We start from the raw sequence: 19,575 nt of genomic DNA, 5'->3' as shown, positions 1-19,575 counted from the left end.
ACAAGTTCCGCAGTAGTCCATGCCTGGCTGAACCACGGCCAATAACATCTCTTCATACGGATATAAGAGAAACTACCATCTCTTCATCCGGATGGAAATGTTTTCGTTAGCAACAATTAACGCCCGACCCCTGCTGGAGCCCCAGCCCACCGCTACAATGCGGCCATGGAAATCTTCAAAGTCTTTACCCTCGAAGCCGCTCACCACCTCCCCAACGTCCCGGTGGGCCATAAGTGCGCGCGCCTGCACGGCCACTCCTTCCGGGTGGAACTCAAAGTGGAAGGCGAGCCCGGCGAGCAGACCGGCTGGATCATGGACTTCGGCGACGTCAAAGCTGCCTTCCAGCCGATCTACGACCGTCTGGACCACCACTACCTCAACGACATCCCCGGCCTGGAAAACCCGACCAGCGAGCGCCTGGCGATGTGGATCTGGGACGAACTCAAGCCGGCCCTGCCCGCGCTGAGCGAAGTCACCGTGCACGAAACCTGCACCTCCGGCTGCCGCTACCGGGGCTGATCCGATGGCGCGCGGGCATCATGCGGCGCGGTAGTGCCGGCCCCTGGCCGGCTCCGGGCCATAAGCTGCCGCCCGAAACACTGCGCAACCCATTGATATGTAAACCATTCGACTGAATCCGGACAACGCCCGGCAACGTAATGTTGCAATGCAATATTTTCGGCGTATGCTGCATTGCATCAACGTTCTCGAGCCGTCCTGACCATGGCGTCCGCGTTCACCGATTCCTTCAGCGACTACACCCGCCAGCTGGCCGCCACGGCCACGCGTGCCAACCGGCTCGCACTGGAGAATGCCGAGAGCATGTTCGGGGTGCAGTTGAAGACGCTGGAAAAGAACATCACCGCCACCAGCGGGTTCTTCGGTGAAATCGTGCAGTCACAGGATGCTGGCACGCTGCAGTCGCTGCTGCCCAAAGGCGCGCAACTGGCACGTGACAACCTCGCCCGTTGGACCAGCGCCAGCCAGGAAGTGGCCGGCCTGGGGCTGAAGGCCTCCGAAGCCTTCGGCGAACTCGCCCGGCAGCCGTTCGCGGCCGCCACGCCCAGCGCAGGCAAGACGCGCGGCTGAGCCGGACAACATCGAATTTGCGTGGGTCCCTCCCCCCACGCAATCCCAGACCCGACAGAACCCTCCCTCTGTCGGGTCTTTTTTTGGCCGGCGATCAGGCCTCGGCAATGGCGCGCCGATGGCGCTCCAGCCACGCCTGGAACATCAGGATCGGCCACAGGTGGGTGTGCCACTTGCGCCGCCCCTCACGGAATTCGGCCCAGATACGCCCGACCACGGCCGCATCGAAGTACCCCTCCCGGCGCAGGCGTTCCTCATCGAGCAGCGCGTCGGCCCACGGACGCAGTGGGCCGGCCAGCCAGGCCGCCACGGGTGGCCCGAAGCCCATTTTCGGACGGTGGACCAGGTGCTCCGGCAGATGCCGGCACAACAGCCGCTTGAGGATGCGCTTGTGCTCGCCACCGGCGTATTTGAGCGGACTGGGGAGCGACCAGGCAAAGCGTGCGACGGCGGCATCGAGTAGTGGCGAGCGCGTGTCCAGCCCATGCGCGGCACCGGCACGATCGATCTTGGTCATGATCCCGTTGCCGAGATCCATCATGAAATCCAGGTACTGGACGCGGTCGGCCGGATCGCCCGCAGGGAGCCAGCGCTGGCAGTCGGTAAAGAGCGTAAGAGGTTCACTTGCATGCAGCACGGCGCGGGAGGGATCGCGCCAACGCGATACGCGCAGCAGGTAATGTGCTTCCAGACTGTCTGCCTGCAGCTCCGAGCGCAGCGCGGGCCATCCACCCAGCCGGGCACGCTCGCCGTCACGCTGCGGCCATTGCTGCAGCATCCGCCGCAAGGGCGCAGGCATGCGCGCCGTCCAGGCCGCATTACGCAGGGCCCGCTGATAGGCCCCATGGCCATGGAACAGTTCATCGCCCCCATCGCCGGTGAACACGCTGCTGTGGTCTTTGGCGACCAGCGCGCACGCGAGCAGCGTCGGCATCTGGGAGGCATCGGCAAAGGGCTCACACCAGACGTCCGGCAGGGACGCCACCAGCGCCGCAGCCTCGTTCCAACGCAGGATGTGCCGGGTATGCCGCGTCCTCAGGCGTCCAGCAACTTGATCCGCCCAGTCCGATTCGTCATGACGCGGATCATCGAAGCCGACCGTGAAGGTCTCCACCGGCAGCGTGGATTGGGACTGCAGCACGGCGGTCACCAGCGATGAATCGGTCCCGCCGGAAAGAAATGCGGCCGCCGGAGCGCCGTGAGGCCTGCATCGCGAGACAGCCTGGTGCAGGAGCAGCTCCAGTTTTCCCGTCGCATCGTCGAAACTCAGTGTTGAGTAGGCCCGCTCGTCGATCGCAGCGCACATGTCCTCTCGGGCATCCCAGTAGCGGCGACCTCCTGCGTGATCGACATGCGCAGTTGCGCCGGCTTCGCGCGCGGCCAGGTTGAGACGGACCACGCAGCCCGCTGAAACCTTGAAAATGCCCTGTTGAATGCTGTGCGGGGCGGGGATGTAGCCATAGCGAAGCAACAGGGTGAGTGCATCGCGACTGATGGGCGCCTGAAAGCCGGGATAGCCGTGCAGCGATGTAACACTGGAGCCGAACAACACGTCGCCATGGCACCACCCGTAATAGAGCGGACGGGCCCCCACCCGGTCGCGGGCCAGCCAGAGCACCTTGTCCTGGCAGTCCCATACCGCCAGCGCAAGCGTGCCATCGCAATCGTGCAGCGTACGCTGCACCCCGCGCGCCGCGATGGACAGCAACAGCAGGGTCGCATCATCCGCACCTGGATGGACGCTCGTGGCGTACTCGCGCTCAAGGGCGGTGCGCACGTTCAACCTGCCATCCATGCACAGCACGTAGCGCCCGCACCGGGACCTGCGGGGCGAGCCATGCCGCGCCGGGCCGGCGTGCAACTGGGCCAGTGCCACGCCGTCATCCTCTTCACACCAGGGCGCAGGTGGCAAGCTGTCACGATGGCGTGGTGTCACACTCATGGCTTGCACGTGCTGCGACAGTTCCGCTGCGCACCGTCCAGGACGCAGGACCGCGCCACAGATACCACTCATGGGTCTTTCTCCTACCGGGATGTGAGCGCGCGGCACTGCACCCGCTCACTTTGGGAAGCCGCCACCGATCCGCACGGATCGGCGGCGGTCGCTCGAATCAGAAGCGGTAGGACATACCCACGTTCCAGGTGTTCAGGCGCATTTTTTCGTCCCCCGCGGCCTGCGTCACCTTCTTGTTGACCGACTGTGGAATGCTGTACTCCGCACGCACGGCAAGTGCCTCGGTCAGGTACACGTTGGCGCCGACGCTGGGCGTGACGCCGAACTTGCTCTGGCGGATTCGCTTGGTATCGCCCACCGCGTTCTTGGGCGGGGCCAAGCTCTGCTGGCGACTGCCGACCGCTGCCTTGCCGAACACTTCGACACGGTCGCCAATCGGCAGCAATGCAAGCCCGCCGACATTGAGCGAGCGGTTCGTCAGTCGCGACACGTCCTTGCTGCGGCTGTTCTTGAGTGTGTTCTCGAACGAAGCTTCTGCGGCCAGGAATGGCCCGAAGCGATATCCGGCGCCGCTGGCGTAGCTGGTCCCCGAATCGCTCTGCTTGCGCTTTTCACCGGGCACCACGTCTGCTGCAGGGGTCTTCGACTTGAGGTGCGTCTTGCCGATACCACCGTAAACATAGGCACCTTCGCGATCAGGGGAAGAAGCGTGGGCGGTGGTGGCGACCAGGGCGAGCGACAGGGCAATGAGGGAACGCTTGATGTACATGGGTGACTCCGTGGTTGGGAGTACACAGCGTGGATCCCTGCCGGCCGCATGTCAGTGGCGTGCGCGTGTGCCTGTCGAAACCGTTGTCGACTGTGTGTAACCGCGCGTGACAACGTGCAGAATGCGACACCGCAGCAGTGTCCGTCCCGGATCCATCGCCGCACCACTGAAGCTGCTGTATACGCCACGGGCAGTCGTTGTCTGCACCAATTGACGTCCTTTGTTTCAGCGTGGCGGCACCACGGCTCACGAACGGCCCACCGCACTGCGTGTGACGGGCGATGCCTTGCCGTACTGCTTTACGATCGCGTCAGGTCAGGCAGGCGATGCAGCGATGGTCGATATCGTACTGGTGGAGGATGACGAGCGTCTGGGCAGGCTGGTGAGCGGCTATCTGGCCAGACACGGCTATGACGTACTGCATGAACTCACTGGCGAGCGTGCCGTGGAGCGGATTCCTGCGCTGGATCCGGCCGTGGTGCTGCTCGACGTGACCCTGCCGGGCATCGATGGCTTTGCGGTGTGCGCAGCGCTGCGTCCCCGCTATCCCGGCGTGATATGCATGCTGAGCGCCCGTACCGATGATATCGATCAGGTCCTGGGGCTTGAGCTGGGTGCCGACGATTACATCGGCAAGCCGATCGAGCCGCGCGTGCTGCTGGCACGTATCCGCGCGCATCTGCGTCGCGACAGCGGCCAACGACAGACCCGGCCGACGCTGTGCTTCGGGCAGCTGCGCATCGAGCGCGATATCCGCGAGGTGACCCTGCAGTCCAAACGCATCGAATTGACGACGGCCGAATTCGATCTGCTGCTGTGCCTGGCCGAGAGCGCCGGAACGATACTCAGCCGGGACGATCTGTTGCGCGACCTGCGCGGCATCGGATTCGACGGACTGGATCGCTCGATCGATGCCCGCATCTCACGGCTGCGCCGCAAGCTCGGCGACCTGGGCGAGGTGCCGGATCGCATCAAAACGATCCGCAGCAAGGGCTATCTGTTCAACCGGGCCGGGTGGGACTGACCCGATGGCGTCCTCTGGTACGGCCATTCACCACGCCGGGCATTTCCGCCTCTTCCTGCGCTATTGCCTGGGCTTCGTACTGGCCTACCTCATCCTTATCGGCTCCGGACTGTACCTATGGGCCGCGCTCACCGAGCAGGGCGAAGACCAGCAGATCCGCACACAGCTGCAAGGCATCCATCATCTCCTGCAGGCTCGCTATGCCGATACCCCGCAGGCGCAGTGGCCGCAACTGACCCGGCTGCTGCAGACGCAGTTCGCCTACCCAGTGCGCGTGATACCAATGGCCGAGGCACCGCACACGCTCTATCCCCAATCGCTGCAACATCTCGAACAGGGGGGACTCGTGGTGACCGACGATGCTCATTTCAGCTATCAGCGGCTGCCTGGCTCCAGCGAGGTGCTGGTGCTGGGCGATTTCTCCAAACCCGACAAGGCCGATGTCGCCTGGTACGACAGCCCGAGCGTGGACACGCTGGTAATGGTCGGCATTTTCGTCATCGCCATCGCACTGCCGCTCTATTTTCTGGTGTATCGGCTCTGGCGTGATGTCTATGCGCTGGGCCACATGGCGCTGGCGATACAGCAGGGCGACCTCGCCGTCGGTGCACCGGCGGTCGGCACGCACCTGGTGCGACCCCTGCGCGAAGCGTTGTCCAGGATGGCCACCCAACTGCAGGACGTCATGGAAGGGCAGCGGATCCTGTCCCAGGCGGTTGCGCACGAAACCCGCACCCCGCTGGCGCGGATGCGTTTCGCACTGGCCATGATGCAGGTAGGTGACGAGGACCCGGAAGGCACTGAGCTGCTCGAAGGTCTGAAAGCCGATGTCACCCGGTTGGAGCAACTTGCCTCGGCTGGCGTGACCTATGCGCAGTTCGGGCGCAGCCTGCGGATCAGCACCCAACGGTTGGAGGTTGCCGAGGTGTTCGACGCGCTCGACCAGCGTCTTCCGCCCGGCGGCAGGGTGCGGCGCCTGCGCTTCCTGCCCTCGCATCAACGCACCCTCGTCGCCAACCGCGATGCGCTGCTGCTGGCACTGGGCAACCTGATCGGCAACGCGTGCCGCCATGCGGCCAGCGAGGTGGTGGTAAGCGCATCCACGGTCGAGCAATGGGTGGTCATCGCCGTGGACGATGACGGACCTGGCGTCGCCCCGGCAGACCGCGAACGCATTTTCCAGCCGTACGTGCAGCTGCAGCGGCACCCCGATGGCTTCGGACTGGGGCTGGCCCTGGTCCATATCATCGCCATCAAACACGGTGGCCGCGCGGACGTCTGCGACTCGGTTCTCGGCGGTGCAAGGTTCCGGCTGTTGCTGCCAGATGCCTGACGCGCTTCCGCCGGCGCTCAGCGCGTGGCCGGCAGCGAGAACACGAACAACGCCCCTTCCCGGCTCTCCAGCAGACGGATGTCACGGGCGTGCAGCTGCAGGATGCGATGCACGATCAGCAGGCCCAGCCCGCCGCTGTCCGGACGCTGGCTACCCAGTGCCGGCATGGCGGTGAACAATGTGTCGCGCCTCTCCGGGGCGATGCCCGGCCCACTGTCGGCGATGCCGATCTGCACCTCGCCACTGGCCGCGTGCAGCGTCACCGCGATACGGCCACCTTCGGGCGTGTGGCGGATGGCGTTGTCGAGCAGGTTGGTCAGCACCCGCTCGATCAACGCCAGATCCGCAACCACCGGCGGCAACCCAGGCGGAATGTCGGCACTCAACGTCTGCCGGCGCGACTGCGCGGCCAGCTCGAACTTCTGGAACACGTCCTGCACGAGATCGGGCAGCGAGAAGGTCTGGCGGTCCAGCACCACGCCGCCGTGTTCAAGGCGAGCCAGCTCGAACAGTGCCTGGGCAAGCCGGCCAACCTTGTGGCTCTGCGACAGGGCAATGGACAGATAGCGCTGGCGCTCGTCGGCGCTGAGCGTGGCGTCCTTGAGCGCCAGGGTTTCCAGGTAGCCGTGCAGCGACGACAGCGGCGTGCGCAGATCGTGCGAGATGTTGGCGACCAGTTCGCGCCGTTGCAGATCCTGCTGGCGCAACTGTTGCCACTGCTCGCCCAGGCGCTGGGCCATGTGCCCGAAGCTGTGCTGCAGGATCGCCAGTTCGTCGCGCTCGCCGGGACGCACCGGTGCCGGTGGCGGCGCGGCGTCCGGGGTAGCGCTATCCACATCGAAGGACTGGATGCGCCGGGTCAGCTGGCGCAACGGGCGGGTCACCCAGCGGAACGCGACCAGACCAGCCAGCAGCCCCACCATGGCGACGATCGCCAGCGACCACAACGTGGTGCGCAGCGTACTGTTGGCCGCGATATTGGCGGCGAGCGCTTCGCGCTGCTCGCCGACCAGCACCACGTAGATGTACCCGGCCTGCCGGCCTTGCACCCACAGCGGCGCCGCGTTGAACACCTTGCGGCCGGTCGCACTACGGGGGTCGTCGCCGAGGATCGGCAACGGCTCATCGCGCAGCAGCGCCTGCACCGGGGCCAGATCGACCTGGGCCCGTTTGAGATGCCCCTCCGGCGCGTCGTGCCCAAGGATGCGGCCCTGGTCGTCGAGCAGGTACACCTCCACGCTCGGGTTGACCGCCATCAGCTTGCCGAACAGCGCACGCACTTCGCCATTGCGCATGCCGCGGCCATCCATCAGCTCGCCACTACGCGCGATGTGCTCGGCCAGCCCGCGCGAGAGACGCTGCACGGTTTCCTGCTCATGCACGGTGGTGCTGCGCATCTGGATCCACAGCAGCGCACCGCCGCACAGCAACAGCAATGCGAAGAAGACGGCCGACAAGCGCTGGGACAACGTGAGCCGGATCATGCGCCTGCCCCTTCGTTGCCATCGACCAGTTTGTAGCCGCGCCCCCATACTGTCTGGATACGCTGCGGGTTGGCCGCATCGCGCTCGATCTTGTTGCGCAGCCGGTTGATGTGGGTGTTGACGGTGTGCTCGTAGCCGTCGTGCTGGTAACCCCAGACCTGGTTGAGCAGGTCCATCCGCGAATAGACCTGGTCCGGATGACGGGCGAAGAAGTACAGCAGGTCGAACTCGCGTGGGGTCAGTTCCAGCGGTCGTCCCTCCACCATCGCCGTGCGGGCGACCGGGTCGATGCGCAGCCCGGCCACCTCGATCTCGCCGGCATCGATGCGTGCGTTCTGGGCCATGGCCTCGACACGGCGCAGCAGCGCCTTCACGCGTGCCACTAGCTCCAGCATCGAGAAGGGCTTGGCCAGGTAATCGTCCGCACCCAGTTCCAGACCGAGAATGCGGTGCACTTCACTGGCGCGCGCACTGGTGATGATGATCGGGGTGTAGCGCGTCATCGCGCGGGCACGCTTGCAGATCTCCAGGCCGTCCACGCCGGGCAGCATCAGGTCCAGCACCAGTGCGCTCCACGGTTGCGCCTCCAGCAGGGCCAGGCCCTCGTCGCCGGTGGCGGCATGGGTGACCTCATAGCCTTCATCGCGCAGGTGCATGCGCAGCAGATTGGCGATGTGGACATCGTCTTCGACGATCAGGACACGCTTGGCACTGCTCATCGGCTCAGGGGGCGGCAGGAGGGCATGGCGGCATTGTCGACGGATCGCGACCTGAATGTGTCACGGAAAATTTAACCCTGCGTGAGGATTCGTTGACCGGGCCGGGCGCAGCATGGCCGCATCGTCCCCGTGCCCGGAGATCGGTCATGCGCTTCACACGTCGCAAAGTGCTTGGAATGGGTGGCATGACGGCCGCCGCCGGTCTGTTTGGCCTGACTGCCTGCAGCAACCCTGCCCCGGCGGCGCCCGCCGCCCCCGCACGCTCGTTCGAGGTCATGCGCAGCGATGCGCAGTGGCGCGAACAGCTCACGCCTGCCCAGTACAGCGTGCTGCGCCGGCAGAGCACGGAGCGTCCGTTCAGCAGCCCCCTCAACAAAGAGCATCGGCGTGGCACCTTCAGCTGTGCCGGCTGCGCGCTGCCGTTGTTCTCCTCCTCCACCAAGTTCGACAGCGGCACCGGTTGGCCCAGCTTCTGGGCGCCGCTGCACGATGCCGTCGGCGAAGACCGCGATACCACCCTGGGCATGGTCCGTGTCGAAGCGCACTGCCGGCGCTGCGGCGGTCATCTCGGCCACGTGTTCGATGACGGCCCGCGCCCCACCGGCCTGCGCTACTGCATGAACGGCGTGGCCATGACTTTCGTCGCGGCCTGAGCGCCGCACTCCCCTGCGTCATAGAAGGACCTCTCCATGCTTCTGCTCGTGCTGGCCTACCTCGGTGGCGTGCTCACCATCCTCAGCCCCTGCATCCTGCCGGTGCTGCCGTTCGTGTTCGCCCGCTCGGACCGCCCGTTCCTGCGCAGTGGTTTACCGCTGCTGATCGGCATGGCCCTGATGTTCGCCGTGGTCGCCAGCCTGGCGGCGGTGAGCAGCCAATGGGTGGCGCAGGCCAACCAGATCGGGCGCTGGATCGCGCTGGTGGTGATGGCGGTGTTCGCACTCGCACTGCTGTGGCCGGCGCTGGCCGACCGCCTGCTGTCGCCGTTCCAGCGGCTGGGCGCGCGGCTGAGCGCCACGGCCGATGCGGCCAGTGACGCGGGGCGGGGGGGCGTGGGCACCTCGCTGCTGATCGGCATCGCCACCGGCCTGCTGTGGGCGCCGTGCGCGGGGCCGATCCTCGGCCTGATCCTCACCGGCGCGGCGCTGCAGGGCGCCAGCGTCGGCACCAGCGGGCTGCTGCTGGCCTATGCACTGGGCGCGGCCACCTCGCTGGCCCTGGCGATCTGGATCGGCGGGCGGGTGTTCGCCGCGCTCAAGCGCCGCCTTGGCGTGGGCGAGTGGGTGCGCCGCGGGCTCGGCATCGCCGCGTTGCTGGCGGTGGTCGCCATCGCGATGGGCTGGGATACCGGCGTGCTGACCCGGCTGTCCACGGTCAGCACCGCCAAGCTGGAGCAGGGCCTGCTCGACGTGCTGCCAGGGCAGCAGCCCGTTGCCGGCGCGGCGATGATGAGCACCGCCGGTGCCCCCGGGCAACCGCTGCCGGTGGAGGGCACCCTGCCCTCGCTGGCCGGTGCGACCGGCTGGCTCAACAGCCCGCCATTGGATGCACCGGCGCTGCGCGGCAAGGTGGTGCTGGTCGATTTCTGGACCTACTCCTGCATCAACTGCCTGCGCGCGATGCCCTACGTGCGTGAGTGGGCCGAGCGCTATCGCGACCACGGGCTGGTGGTGATCGGCGTGCACGCGCCGGAGTTCGCCTTCGAGCGCAATCTGACCAACGTGCAGCGGGCGGTGAAGGACCTGAAGGTCACCTACCCGGTCGCGATCGACAACGACTTCGCCATCTGGCGCGGCTTCAACAACAAGTACTGGCCGGCGCATTACTTCATCGATGCGCAGGGCCGGATCCGCGCGCATCACTTCGGCGAGGGCAACTACGCGCAGTCCGAGCAGATCATCCGCCAGCTGCTGCGCGAGGCCGGCAACACCCTGCCCGGTGACGATGCACCGGTCGCGATGACGCTGGACGGCGTGGCGCGCCAGGCCGACATGAGCAACCTCAAATCACCGGAGACCTACCTCGGCCATGCGCGTGCCGAGAACTTCGCCTCCCCCGGTGGCCAACGCCAGGACCAGCCTGCCGACTACACCGTGCCTGCCACGCTTCTACACAACCAGTGGGCCTTGGCCGGACGCTGGACCGTGGGCAACGAAGACGCCCGGCTGGAGACACGCGGCGGCGGTATCGCCTTCCGCTTCCATGCACGTGACCTGCACCTGGTGCTGGCACCGGGCGAGGACGGCAAGCCGGTCCGGTTCCGCGTGCGCATCGACGGGCAGGCACCCGGCGCTGCGGCTGGTGGAGACATCTCCGCCGACGGCGAGGGCCGCGTGGATGAAAACCGTCTGTATCAGCTGATCCGCCAGTCCGGCGCCGTGCAGGAGCGCACCTTCGAGATCGAGTTCCTCGATCCCGGCGTGCACGCCTACGCCTTTACGTTTGGGTGAGGAGCTATCGCATGAAGATCGCAGTCGACAAACTCGTTGCAGGCGGCATCGCTGTCGCCATCGCGGCACTCACCGCCAGCGTGGTGGTGGTCGGCCTTGATCGGCCGGCACATGCTGCCGCCGCCACGACCGTGGCCGTGCCTGCGCCTACCGGCAAGGCAGACCTGCGCCAACCCGGCGTGAAGCGCGCCCAGGTGGTGTTCGCCGGTGGCTGCTTCTGGGGCGTGCAGGGCGTGTTCCAGCACATCAAGGGCGTGGACAACGCGCTCTCCGGCTACATCGGCGGCAGTGCGGCGAATGCCACTTACCCGCGCGTCGGCGGCGGTGGTACCGGCCATGCCGAGGCGGTGCAGGTCACCTACGATCCGGCGCAGGTCAGCTATGGCCAGCTGATGCAGGTGTTCTTCTCGGTGGCGCATGATCCGACCCAGCTCAACCGGCAAGGCCCGGACCGTGGCACGCAGTACCGCTCGGCGGTCTATGCCGACGACGCGGCGCAGCGCGATGCCACCCGCGCCTATATCGCCCAGCTGCAGCAGGCCAGGACCTACGCCGCGCCGGTGGTGACCCAGGTCGATGGTGGCAAGCCGTTCTTCGCCGCCGAGGGGTATCACCAGAACTACCTCACGCTGCATCCGGACTCGCTGTACATCCGGATCAACGACCTGCCCAAGGTGGCCGCACTGAAGCAGCAGTATCCGGCCCTGTACCGCGAGCAGCCGCGCCTGGTGAGTACCTCCATTTCGGCGCGCTGATCACGCGGGGAACAAAAAGAAAAGACGCACGGCACACATCGCTCTGCCGTGCGCGAGGGAAGTCATCACGGCCATGGTAGGCTGCGTCCTGAGGCGGGTACAGATGCAGATGACTGGCATCCGCACGGTTACAGATGCCCGTGGATGCACAGACCGATGGCGAGCAACCTCTATCAATCCCTGGCCGATGAAATGGCCGATGCGATCCGCAGCGGACGGCTGCCGGTGGGCACCCGCCTGCCCTCGCTGCGCGGCCTGGCGACGCAGCGCAGCCTCAGCCTCAACACGGTGATCGCCGCCTATCGGCAGCTGGAGGATGCCGGGCTGGTGCTGCCGCGGCCGAAGGCCGGCTTCGTGGTCAGCCCACGCCTGCCCGAACCGACACAGTCGCTGCGGCAGGCACCCTCACCTCCGACCGCACCCGCGCAGCACGCGATGATGGCGCGCGTGCTGGCCGCACAGCAGCAACCGGACATCGTCGATCTGGCGTTCGCCGGCCCGCGTGGCAAGCGTTTCTATCCCGGTGCGCAGCTGGCACGCACCACCGCGCAGGTACTGCGCCGGGCCGCCACCACGGTGGAGACCTACGCGCGTCCCAACGGTGCGGCACGGCTGCTGACCCAGATCGTGCAGCGTGGGCCACGGCTGGGGCTGCACACCACCACGGACCGGCTGGTGCTCACGCATGGCGCGATGGAAGCCCTGCAACTGGCGTTGCGCGTGGTGACCCAACCCGGCGATGCGGTGGCGATCGAAGCGCCCTCGTATTTCAACATCTACCCGCTGCTGCGCAGCCTGGGCCTGCGCGCGATCGAGCTACCCACCCATCCGCGCGACGGACTCGATCTGGACGCACTGGAAGCGCTGCTCGCCGCCGGCGGCATCGCCGCGATCATGGCCATGCCGACCGTGCACAATCCGCTCGGCGGCAGCATGCCGGTGCCGAACAAGCAGCGCCTTGCCGCGCTGGTGAACCATTACCAGGTGCCGTTGATCGAAGACGCGGTCTACGCCGAACTGCAGTTCAAGGAACCGCTGGAGCCGTTGGCCAAGAGCTTTGACCGCGATGGCTGGATCATGGTCTGCAGCGGCTTCTCCAAGACGCTGGCACCGGACTACCGCATCGGCTGGCTTGACGGTGGCCGCTTCGCCGCCGATATCCAGCTGCTGAAGTTCCACTCCTCCGGTGCCGAATCACGCCTGCTCGGCGACACGGTTGCCGCGTTCCTGGAAGCGGGCAACTACGAGCATCATCTGCGGGAGTTGCGTCGGCTCTACAGCGATCAGGTCAGTCATGTGCGTGGCCTGATCGCGCAGCACTTCCCGCCTGGCACGTCGGCCACCCAGCCGACCGGCGGGTTCCTGCTGTGGGTGGAACTGCCCGCCGCGATCGATGTCGGAGAGCTGTTCGAGCAGGCCTTGGCCGAGGGCGTGGTGTTCATGCCCGGCCAGGTGTATTCGCGCGGTGCACGCTACCGGCATTGCCTGCGCCTGTCGTGCTGCCAGGAACTGGACGAGCGCTTCGCCGGCGCGATTGCCACGGTCGGCCGGCTCGCCAGCGCGCTGCAGGTGCGCGCAGGCGGCTGACGCTCAGAACACCAGCCGGTCCGCCAGGCGGGCCGGGTCCGCGCCGGGCGCATACGGCAGGCGCCCCCAGCACGGCATCGGCAGCCGCGCGGTGAGCAGTGCGACGTTCTCGTCGCGGCGTGCCATGGTGGGGTCCACCTCATTGGCGATCCAGCCGATGCAGCGCGCGCCACGGGCCGCGATCGCCTCGGCAGTCAGCCGCGCATGGTTGAGACAGCCCAGCCGCAGCCCGACCACCATCACCACCGGCAGCGCCAGCGCGTGCACCAGATCACTCTGGTCCAGCGTGGCCGACAGCGGCGCCAGCCAGCCGCCGACGCCCTCGACCACCACCGTGTCCGCGCTGGCGCGCAGGCGCGCGAAGGCGGCCTCGATCGGCGCCAGCGACAGTTGCACGCCAGCCTCGGCGGCAGCGATCTCCGGCGCCAGCGGCTGCTCGAGCGCGAACGGGTTGAGGTCGTCATACGCGGGCATCGGCATGCTGGCGGCCAGCAGGGCCGTGGCATCCTCGTTGCGCAGGCCTTCGGGCGTGCGCTCGCAGCCACTGGCGACCGGCTTCATGCCCACTGCGGAGCCGCCGTGGCGGCGCAGGGCATGCAGCAGCACACAGCTGCTGAAGGTCTTGCCGATGCCGGTATCGGTGCCGGTGACGAACAGGGCGGCAGGGCGCGGCGCAGGCAGGGACATGGGAACGACCGGGAGCGGAATCGCGTCATTATCCGCCCTCCCGGCAGCATTGCGGTGCGGTCCGCTGCGTTCCGCCAGCCCCGGGGGCAAGCAACCGCCGCGCTTGGTAGACTGCGGCCATGTTCGATACCTCCACGCTCACCGGCAGCAAGCCGGAACAGTACGGCCAGCTGCTGGCCCAGGCCCGCGCCCTGGTGCATGGCGAGCGCGACCGCATCGCCAATGCGGCCAACCTGTCGGCGCTGGTCTACCACGCCCTGCCGCACCTGAACTGGGTCGGCTTCTACTTCTTCGACGGCAAGGAGCTGGTCGTCGGCCCGTTCCAGGGTCTGCCCGCCTGCGTGCGCATTCCACTCGACAAGGGCGTGTGTGGCGCCGCGGCTTCGCAGCGGGTGACCCAGCGCATTGAAGACGTCGATGCGTTCCCCGGTCACATCGCGTGCGACTCGGCCTCGCGCTCGGAACTGGTCGTGCCGCTGGTCCACAACGGCGAGCTGGTCGGCGTGTTCGATCTGGACAGCCCCTCGCTGGCGCGCTTCGATGCCGAGGACCAGGCCGGGCTGGAAGCCATCGCCGCGGTGTTCATCGAGGCATTGGGATGAGTGGCGTCAAGCTGCGCAACATCGGCCCGAAGAGCGCAGCATGGCTGCGCCAGGTCGGTCTGCGTACGCCGGAAGATCTGGTGGCGGTCGGCGCGGTCGGTGCCTTCGTCAAAGTGCGCCGCGCCGGCTTCAAGCCCAGCTTGAACCTGCTCTACTCGCTGGAGGGTGCACTGCAGGACTGCCACTGGCAGGAACTGCCGGAGGCGCGCCGCACCATACTGGTGGCCGAGTATGAAGCGATCATCGCCGACCAGCCGCTGAAGAAGGCGCCGCCCGCCTCCGGCCCGGTCTACGACCGCACCGTGGAGCATCGCGATGATGACGGCGACGAAGCACCGCCGTTCGAGATGGATGACGACAACCGCTGATCCACGCGTACCGACACACCGTCGGTACCCGCGCGCTTCATAGCTGCTGCAGCTCCAGCAGCTCGCCCCACAGCCGCTCATCCTCGCGCTCCACGCGCAGGCGCAGCCGTGTGCCGTGATCAATGCGCAGCGCCCAGCACATCGCCATCGGCAGGCCGCACACCTGCGACAGCACCATCCGCAGCGGACCGCCATGGCTGACGATCAGGGTCGGGACCGGCTCAGGGTCATCCAGCAACCGATGCAGGCCGCGCGCGATGCGCCGCTCGAAATGGCCCCAGCTTTCGCCATGCGGCGGTGGATTGGCATGCGGGTCCAGATGGAAGGCTGACAGCGCAGCCATCGGCAGCGCCTCCAGCGCGAGCCCGTCCCAGTCGCCAAAATCCAGTTCTTCCCATTCCTCATCGGCCTCCACGTCCACCGCGTGGGGCAAGGCCAATGCCTCGGCGGTCAACAGCGCTCGCTGCCGTGGCGAGGACAGCACACGCTGCCAGGACAGCCCGGCGTAGCGCGCGCACAGGGCCTCGGTCGCACCCTCGTGCAGCGGCGGATCGGTGCGGCCATCAAGATGGTCGTCGCGGCTGGTGCTGGCGTGGCGGATCAGATCGAGAATCATGCCGCGCCCCGTCTGCTGCCCGCTGCGGCCGGCCGGTGCGGGTCACGGGCGTCGGTGCCGGGGTGCTGCAACCACGTTGGGGTCATGGAGATCACATCGAAAAAGCGAGGCGCATTCTAACCGGTGCGCTCCATGGGCCCGGCCGATGGCTTAGACTGCGCCCACTTTCAGGTGACCTGGGGCTGCAATGCCGCCAGGTTGAAACGGGAAGCCGGTGACGCGTCGGGCCCTGTGCCACGCCGCCACTCCGGCGCTGCCCCCGCAACGGTAAGCGTGGAAACACCAGGCAATACGCCACTGTGCTCCGGCATGGGAAGGCGCCTGGCACGATGGCACGGCCATCGACCCGCGAGCCCGGAGACCGGCCTGGAAGACGACTGGTTGCGATGCGGCGGGCATGGCGGCGGCAAGCAGGCGCCTGCGTGCGCCCGCCCACCGTCGAACCTCCCTGCAGCGTGATCATCCCCACCCCTTGCCGCGCGGGCGTGCGCGGTGCATGGAGTCATCGATGAAGCTGCAAACCCGCGTTCTTTCCCTGGCCGTTCTGTCGGCCCTGCCCCTGCTGGTCTCCGCACAGGACGACGCCACCGCGCTGGACCAGGTGCTGGTCACCGCCACGCGCACCCCGATCGCCCTGCAAGACAGCATCTCACCGGCGCAGGTGATCGACCGCGCCGAGATCGAGCGCAGCCAGGCACCGTCGCTGCAGGATCTGCTGCGCGGCCGTGCCGGCATCAACCTCAACAACAGCGGCGGCCTGGGCAAGCAGAGCTCGCTGTTCCTGCGCGGCACCAACTCGGCCCACACCCTGGTGCTGGTCGATGGCGTGCGCATCAACACCGGCGACCTCGGCCTGGCGATGATCCAGGACCTGCCGCTGGCGCAGATCGAACGCATCGAAATCGTGCGTGGCCCGCAGTCCAGCCTGTACGGCGCCGATGCGATCGGTGGCGTGATCCAGATCTTCACCCGCCGCAACGCCGGCCAGTTCGCGCCGCACCTGCAGCTTGGTGGCGGCAGCAACGGCCTGCGCGAGGCCAGCGGTGGCTTCGGCGGCAGCGGGGAGCGTGGCTGGTTCGGCACCGACATCGCCTACCAGCACACCGATGGCATCAACGCCTGCCGCGGCGACGCCGCTACCTTCGCTGGCTGCGGTGCCGATGAGCCCGACCGCGACGGCTACCGCAACCTGTCGATGAGCCTGCGCGGCGGCTATGCGCTGGCCGACACGCTGAGCCTGGAAGGCACCGCGCTGCGTGCCGAAGGCGAGAACCACTACGACGGCTATTACAACTACTCCGAGACCCTGCAGCAGGTGCTCGGCGGCAAGGTGCGCTACACGCCGAGCGAGCGTTTCAACCTGACCGTGAACGTCGGCCGCGCCGACAACGAATCGGACAACTACAACGGTGATACCTGGCTGGGCAATGCACAGACCCACCGCGACAGTGCCTCGGTGCAGGCCGACATCGGCATCGCCGATGGCCAGCTGCTGAGCGCCGGCGTGGACTGGAGCCAGGACAACCTCGATGGCAGCAGTGCCGGCTATCTGGTGGACAGCCGCGACAACACCGGCGTGTTCGCGCAGTACCAGGGCCGCTTCGGCGCGCACCACCTGCAGGCCAGCGTGCGCAACGACGACAACGAGCAGTTCGGCAACCACACCACCGGCAGCCTCGGCTGGGGCCTGGAGCTGGGCAGCGGGTTCCGCCTCAACGCCAGCTACGGCACCGCGTTCAAGGCCCCGACCTTCAGCGACCTCTACGATCCGTGGAGCGGCGTGCCGACCCTGGACCCGGAAAAATCCAAGAGCGCGAACATCGGCATCGCCCAGCAGGGTGACGGCTGGCGCTGGGGCCTGGACGTATACGAAACGCGCATCGATGACCTGATCACCTACGACGCAACCACCTTCATGATGTCGCAGGTCGAGAAAGCCCGCATCCGCGGCGCCGAGCTGACCGGTGCGATCACCGTCGCCGGGTTCGACCTCAACGCACAGCTCAGCCACACCGACCCGCGCAACCGCACCGACGGCAGCGCACAGTTCGACAACTGGCTGGCGCGCCGCGCACAGAACACCGCGCGTCTGGACGTCGATCGCCGCTTCGGCGACTTCCGCGCCGGCCTCACCGCCAACGGCGCCGGCAAGCGGTACGACAATGCGGCCAACACCGTGCGCCTGGGCGGCTATGGCACCGTGGATCTGCGCCTGGAATACGCGCTGACCCGTGATTGGTCCGTACTGGGCCGGGTCAGCAACGTGTTCGACCGCGACTACGAAACCGTCGCCTGGTACAACCAGCCCGGCCGCGAGTACCGCCTGAGCGTGCGTTACCAGCCGAAATAAGGGATCTGGACGGCGGCACTGCCGCCGTCCCACCCTCGGCAGGTGCCGACCGTTGGTCGGCACACGCTCGAACGCCTTACAACACCAGCAATTCCCGCAGATCATCCACCACGGCAACCGCCTCGACGTGGTCCAGATCCAGCCCACGCGGATACCCATAGCGTACCAGCGCCACCGGCATGCCTGCGTCCACCGCAGCGCGGTAATCGGTGATCGAATCGCCCACCATCAATGCGGCCTCGACGGCCACGTCGAAGTGCGCCGCGATGTGCCGCAACGGCGCACCACTCGGCTTGCGCTCCGGCAGGGAATCCCCACCCAGCACCAGTGCGAACACGTCCTGCAGACCAAAATGCTGCAGCAACGGCGCCACCAGCGCGGACGGCTTGTTGGTGCAGATCGCCAGCGTCACCGAACGTTCGTGCAAGGCGGCCAACGTCTCGCTCACGCCATCGAACAAGCGCGGGCTGCGCAACAGGCACGCTTCATAGTGCCGCATGAAACCGGGCATCACCTCGTCCAGATCGATATCGCTGCCAGCCGCGGTAAACGCCTGCTCGACGAGCCGCCGCACGCCATCACCGATCCACGTCAACACCGTCGCCTCCGGCACGCGCGGCAACTGCCAGTCCTGCAGCGTGCGGTTCAGCGCTTCGGCGATATCGGCCGCGCTGTCCACCAGCGTGCCATCCAGATCGAACACCACCAACGGATACGGATACGGATACGACAAGACGACACTCACTTCAACGACGTGGGAGCCCCATTGTACGGCGGCACCGCCACGGCTCTGCTCATGCGCCGTTGACCCCAGGCACTCAGAGCAGCGCCAGGAACTGCGGGCTACTGAAACGCTCCACCAGGAAATCCAGGAAGCTGCGCATGATTGTCGGCAGCTGCCGGCGCGAGGCGTACACGGCGTGCAGCCCCAGCGTCTCCACCGTGTAGTCGGGCAGCACGGCCACCAGCTCGCCCGAACGCAGCAGCGGCGCGATCTGGTACATCGGCAACATGGCGATACCCGCCCCGGCGCGTACGGCTTCCAGCAGCAACGATGCTTCGTTGGCGCTGATGTTGCCACCCACCGCCACCGCGATCTGCCGTCCGTCGCGCTGCAGGTGCCACACACTCTTGCCGACGTAGTGGTGGGTCAGGCAGTTATGCGCGGCCAGTGCATCGGCCGTACCCGGCGCACCGCGCTCGGCCACGTACGACGGCGCCGCACACAACACCGACCGGCACGGCCCAAGATGGCGCGCGATCAGACTCGGGTCGATCGCGCGCGAGATGCGTACGGCGATGTCCACCCGCTCTTCCACCAGATTCACCACCCGATCGACGAGTAGCAGTTCCACCCGCGTCAGCGGATGGCGTTTGACGAACTCGGCCACCGCCGCGGCCAGGTGGAGCTGCCCGAAAGAAACACTCGCGGTCACCCGGATCAGCCCGTGTGGCTCGGGGTTGTCAGTGGCCAGCTCAGCGTGCAGTTCATCGCCGATCGCCAGCATCTGCCGGAAGCGAAGCAGCGCCGCTTCTCCCGGCCCCGTCAGGCTGATCCGGCGCGTGGTCCGGTGCAGCAGACGCGCGCCCAGCCACCGCTCCACCTCGGCCAGATAGCGCGTCACCATCGCCCGCGACATCTCCAGCGCCTCGGCCGCAGCGGTCAGGCTGCCACGCTCGGCCACCTCGACGAACACGTTCATGGCCGTCATCCGGTCCATTTGATCGATCCGTGCAACAAATTAGGCCGTTATACGCGGTTTTTCGTTCGATTCCAGAGGCATACGCTGG

Annotated in this window: 19 protein-coding genes and 1 riboswitch; of the genes, 11 read left to right on the top strand and 8 right to left on the bottom strand. The window is 67.0% G+C overall.

All coding sequences use genetic code 11. The features are described 5' to 3' along the window. The first annotated feature begins 165 nt into the window (after positions 1–165). Both queD and ABE463_RS03495 read left to right on the top strand, forming a co-directional pair. Entirely contained in the window at positions 166–519 is a 354-nt protein-coding gene (gene queD / locus ABE463_RS03500; RefSeq protein WP_259261742.1) for a 6-carboxytetrahydropterin synthase QueD, read from the top strand. A gap of 204 nt (positions 520–723) precedes the next feature. Beyond that, positions 724–1,089 carry a phasin family protein gene (locus ABE463_RS03495; RefSeq protein ID WP_088432036.1) on the top strand — a complete coding sequence of 122 codons (366 nt, stop codon included), beginning with the start codon at positions 724–726 and terminating at the stop codon, positions 1,087–1,089. A 94-nt stretch (positions 1,090–1,183) separates the two neighbouring features. On the opposite strand, the gene ABE463_RS03490 is transcribed toward ABE463_RS03495, so the two are convergent. Next, positions 1,184–2,965 carry an asparagine synthase C-terminal domain-containing protein gene (locus ABE463_RS03490; protein ID WP_346467270.1) on the bottom strand — a complete coding sequence of 594 codons (1,782 nt, stop codon included), beginning with the start codon at positions 2,963–2,965 and terminating at the stop codon, positions 1,184–1,186. A gap of 235 nt (positions 2,966–3,200) precedes the next feature. Beyond that, positions 3,201–3,812 (bottom strand): porin family protein, encoded by a 612-nt coding sequence (locus tag ABE463_RS03485; RefSeq protein ID WP_346467269.1) that lies wholly within the window; start codon positions 3,810–3,812, stop codon positions 3,201–3,203. A 334-nt stretch (positions 3,813–4,146) separates the two neighbouring features. Between ABE463_RS03485 and ABE463_RS03480 the strand changes: the two genes are divergently transcribed. Both ABE463_RS03480 and ABE463_RS03475 read left to right on the top strand, forming a co-directional pair. Beyond that, the gene (locus ABE463_RS03480) at positions 4,147–4,836 is read left to right on the top strand and encodes a winged helix-turn-helix domain-containing protein (RefSeq protein WP_121042503.1); all 690 of its coding nucleotides are present in this window, start codon (positions 4,147–4,149) and stop codon (positions 4,834–4,836) included. Then, positions 4,724–6,169: an ATP-binding protein gene (locus tag ABE463_RS03475; RefSeq protein ID WP_346467268.1), complete on the top strand. Its 1,446-nt coding sequence runs from the start codon at positions 4,724–4,726 to the stop codon at positions 6,167–6,169. The genes ABE463_RS03480 and ABE463_RS03475 overlap by 113 nt, the downstream gene beginning before the upstream one ends. Before the next feature lie 17 nt (positions 6,170–6,186). Here ABE463_RS03475 and ABE463_RS03470 read toward each other — a convergent pair whose 3' ends face one another. Together ABE463_RS03470 and ABE463_RS03465 are read right to left on the bottom strand one after the other, a co-directional pair. Then, the gene (locus ABE463_RS03470; RefSeq protein WP_346467267.1) at positions 6,187–7,653 is read right to left on the bottom strand and encodes a HAMP domain-containing sensor histidine kinase; all 1,467 of its coding nucleotides are present in this window, start codon (positions 7,651–7,653) and stop codon (positions 6,187–6,189) included. Beyond that, a complete protein-coding gene (locus ABE463_RS03465; RefSeq protein ID WP_346467266.1) occupies positions 7,650–8,372 on the bottom strand; it encodes a response regulator transcription factor in 723 nt (240 codons plus the stop codon). Before ABE463_RS03465 ends, ABE463_RS03470 begins: the two co-directional genes overlap by 4 nt. Positions 8,373–8,518: 146 nt before the next feature. On the opposite strand from ABE463_RS03465, the gene msrB reads away from it, so the two are divergent. From msrB to ABE463_RS03445, 4 genes are all read left to right on the top strand, one after another. Continuing rightward, positions 8,519–9,025, top strand: coding sequence for a peptide-methionine (R)-S-oxide reductase MsrB (msrB, locus tag ABE463_RS03460; RefSeq protein WP_259261736.1), 507 nt, complete (start codon positions 8,519–8,521; stop codon positions 9,023–9,025). A 36-nt stretch (positions 9,026–9,061) separates the two neighbouring features. Then, the gene (locus ABE463_RS03455; protein WP_346467265.1) at positions 9,062–10,819 is read left to right on the top strand and encodes a cytochrome c biogenesis protein DipZ; all 1,758 of its coding nucleotides are present in this window, start codon (positions 9,062–9,064) and stop codon (positions 10,817–10,819) included. Between the two features lie 11 nt (positions 10,820–10,830). Then, positions 10,831–11,574 (top strand): peptide-methionine (S)-S-oxide reductase MsrA, encoded by a 744-nt coding sequence (msrA, locus tag ABE463_RS03450; RefSeq protein WP_346467264.1) that lies wholly within the window; start codon positions 10,831–10,833, stop codon positions 11,572–11,574. 156 nt (positions 11,575–11,730) lie between these two features. Next, positions 11,731–13,161: a PLP-dependent aminotransferase family protein gene (locus ABE463_RS03445; RefSeq protein ID WP_346467263.1), complete on the top strand. Its 1,431-nt coding sequence runs from the start codon at positions 11,731–11,733 to the stop codon at positions 13,159–13,161. A 3-nt stretch (positions 13,162–13,164) separates the two neighbouring features. Here the strand turns inward: ABE463_RS03445 and bioD are convergent, their stop codons facing one another. Then, a complete protein-coding gene (gene bioD / locus ABE463_RS03440) occupies positions 13,165–13,848 on the bottom strand; it encodes a dethiobiotin synthase (RefSeq protein ID WP_346467262.1) in 684 nt (227 codons plus the stop codon). A 119-nt stretch (positions 13,849–13,967) separates the two neighbouring features. Between bioD and ABE463_RS03435 the strand changes: the two genes are divergently transcribed. Beyond that, on the top strand, positions 13,968–14,450 hold the full coding sequence (locus ABE463_RS03435) for a GAF domain-containing protein (protein WP_346467261.1): 483 nt from the start codon (positions 13,968–13,970) through the stop codon (positions 14,448–14,450). Continuing rightward, a complete protein-coding gene (locus ABE463_RS03430) occupies positions 14,447–14,818 on the top strand; it encodes a TfoX/Sxy family protein (RefSeq protein ID WP_346467260.1) in 372 nt (123 codons plus the stop codon). Before ABE463_RS03435 ends, ABE463_RS03430 begins: the two co-directional genes overlap by 4 nt. Positions 14,819–14,855: 37 nt before the next feature. Here the strand turns inward: ABE463_RS03430 and ABE463_RS03425 are convergent, their stop codons facing one another. Continuing rightward, on the bottom strand, positions 14,856–15,434 hold the full coding sequence (locus tag ABE463_RS03425; protein ID WP_346467259.1) for a histidine phosphatase family protein: 579 nt from the start codon (positions 15,432–15,434) through the stop codon (positions 14,856–14,858). 152 nt (positions 15,435–15,586) lie between these two features. Beyond that, positions 15,587–15,819: riboswitch (cobalamin riboswitch) on the top strand. 123 nt (positions 15,820–15,942) lie between these two features. Here ABE463_RS03425 and btuB point away from each other — a divergent pair. Beyond that, positions 15,943–17,784, top strand: a complete 1,842-nt coding sequence (gene btuB, locus ABE463_RS03420) for a TonB-dependent vitamin B12 receptor (protein ID WP_346467258.1) — start codon at positions 15,943–15,945, stop codon at positions 17,782–17,784. 76 nt (positions 17,785–17,860) lie between these two features. On the opposite strand, the gene gph is transcribed toward btuB, so the two are convergent. Together gph and ABE463_RS03410 are read right to left on the bottom strand one after the other, a co-directional pair. Further along, positions 17,861–18,517, bottom strand: a complete 657-nt coding sequence (gene gph, locus ABE463_RS03415) for a phosphoglycolate phosphatase (RefSeq protein ID WP_346467257.1) — start codon at positions 18,515–18,517, stop codon at positions 17,861–17,863. A gap of 85 nt (positions 18,518–18,602) precedes the next feature. Then, entirely contained in the window at positions 18,603–19,505 is a 903-nt protein-coding gene (locus ABE463_RS03410) for a LysR family transcriptional regulator (RefSeq protein WP_121042474.1), read from the bottom strand. Positions 19,506–19,575: the final 70 nt, after the last annotated feature.

The organism is Stenotrophomonas sp. TWI819 (assembly GCF_039673075.1).
GTDB lineage: Bacteria > Pseudomonadota > Gammaproteobacteria > Xanthomonadales > Xanthomonadaceae > Stenotrophomonas > Stenotrophomonas rhizophila_B.
The sequence above is the reverse complement of the archived record's forward strand: the minus strand, read 5'-3'. Positions and strand labels throughout refer to the sequence as shown.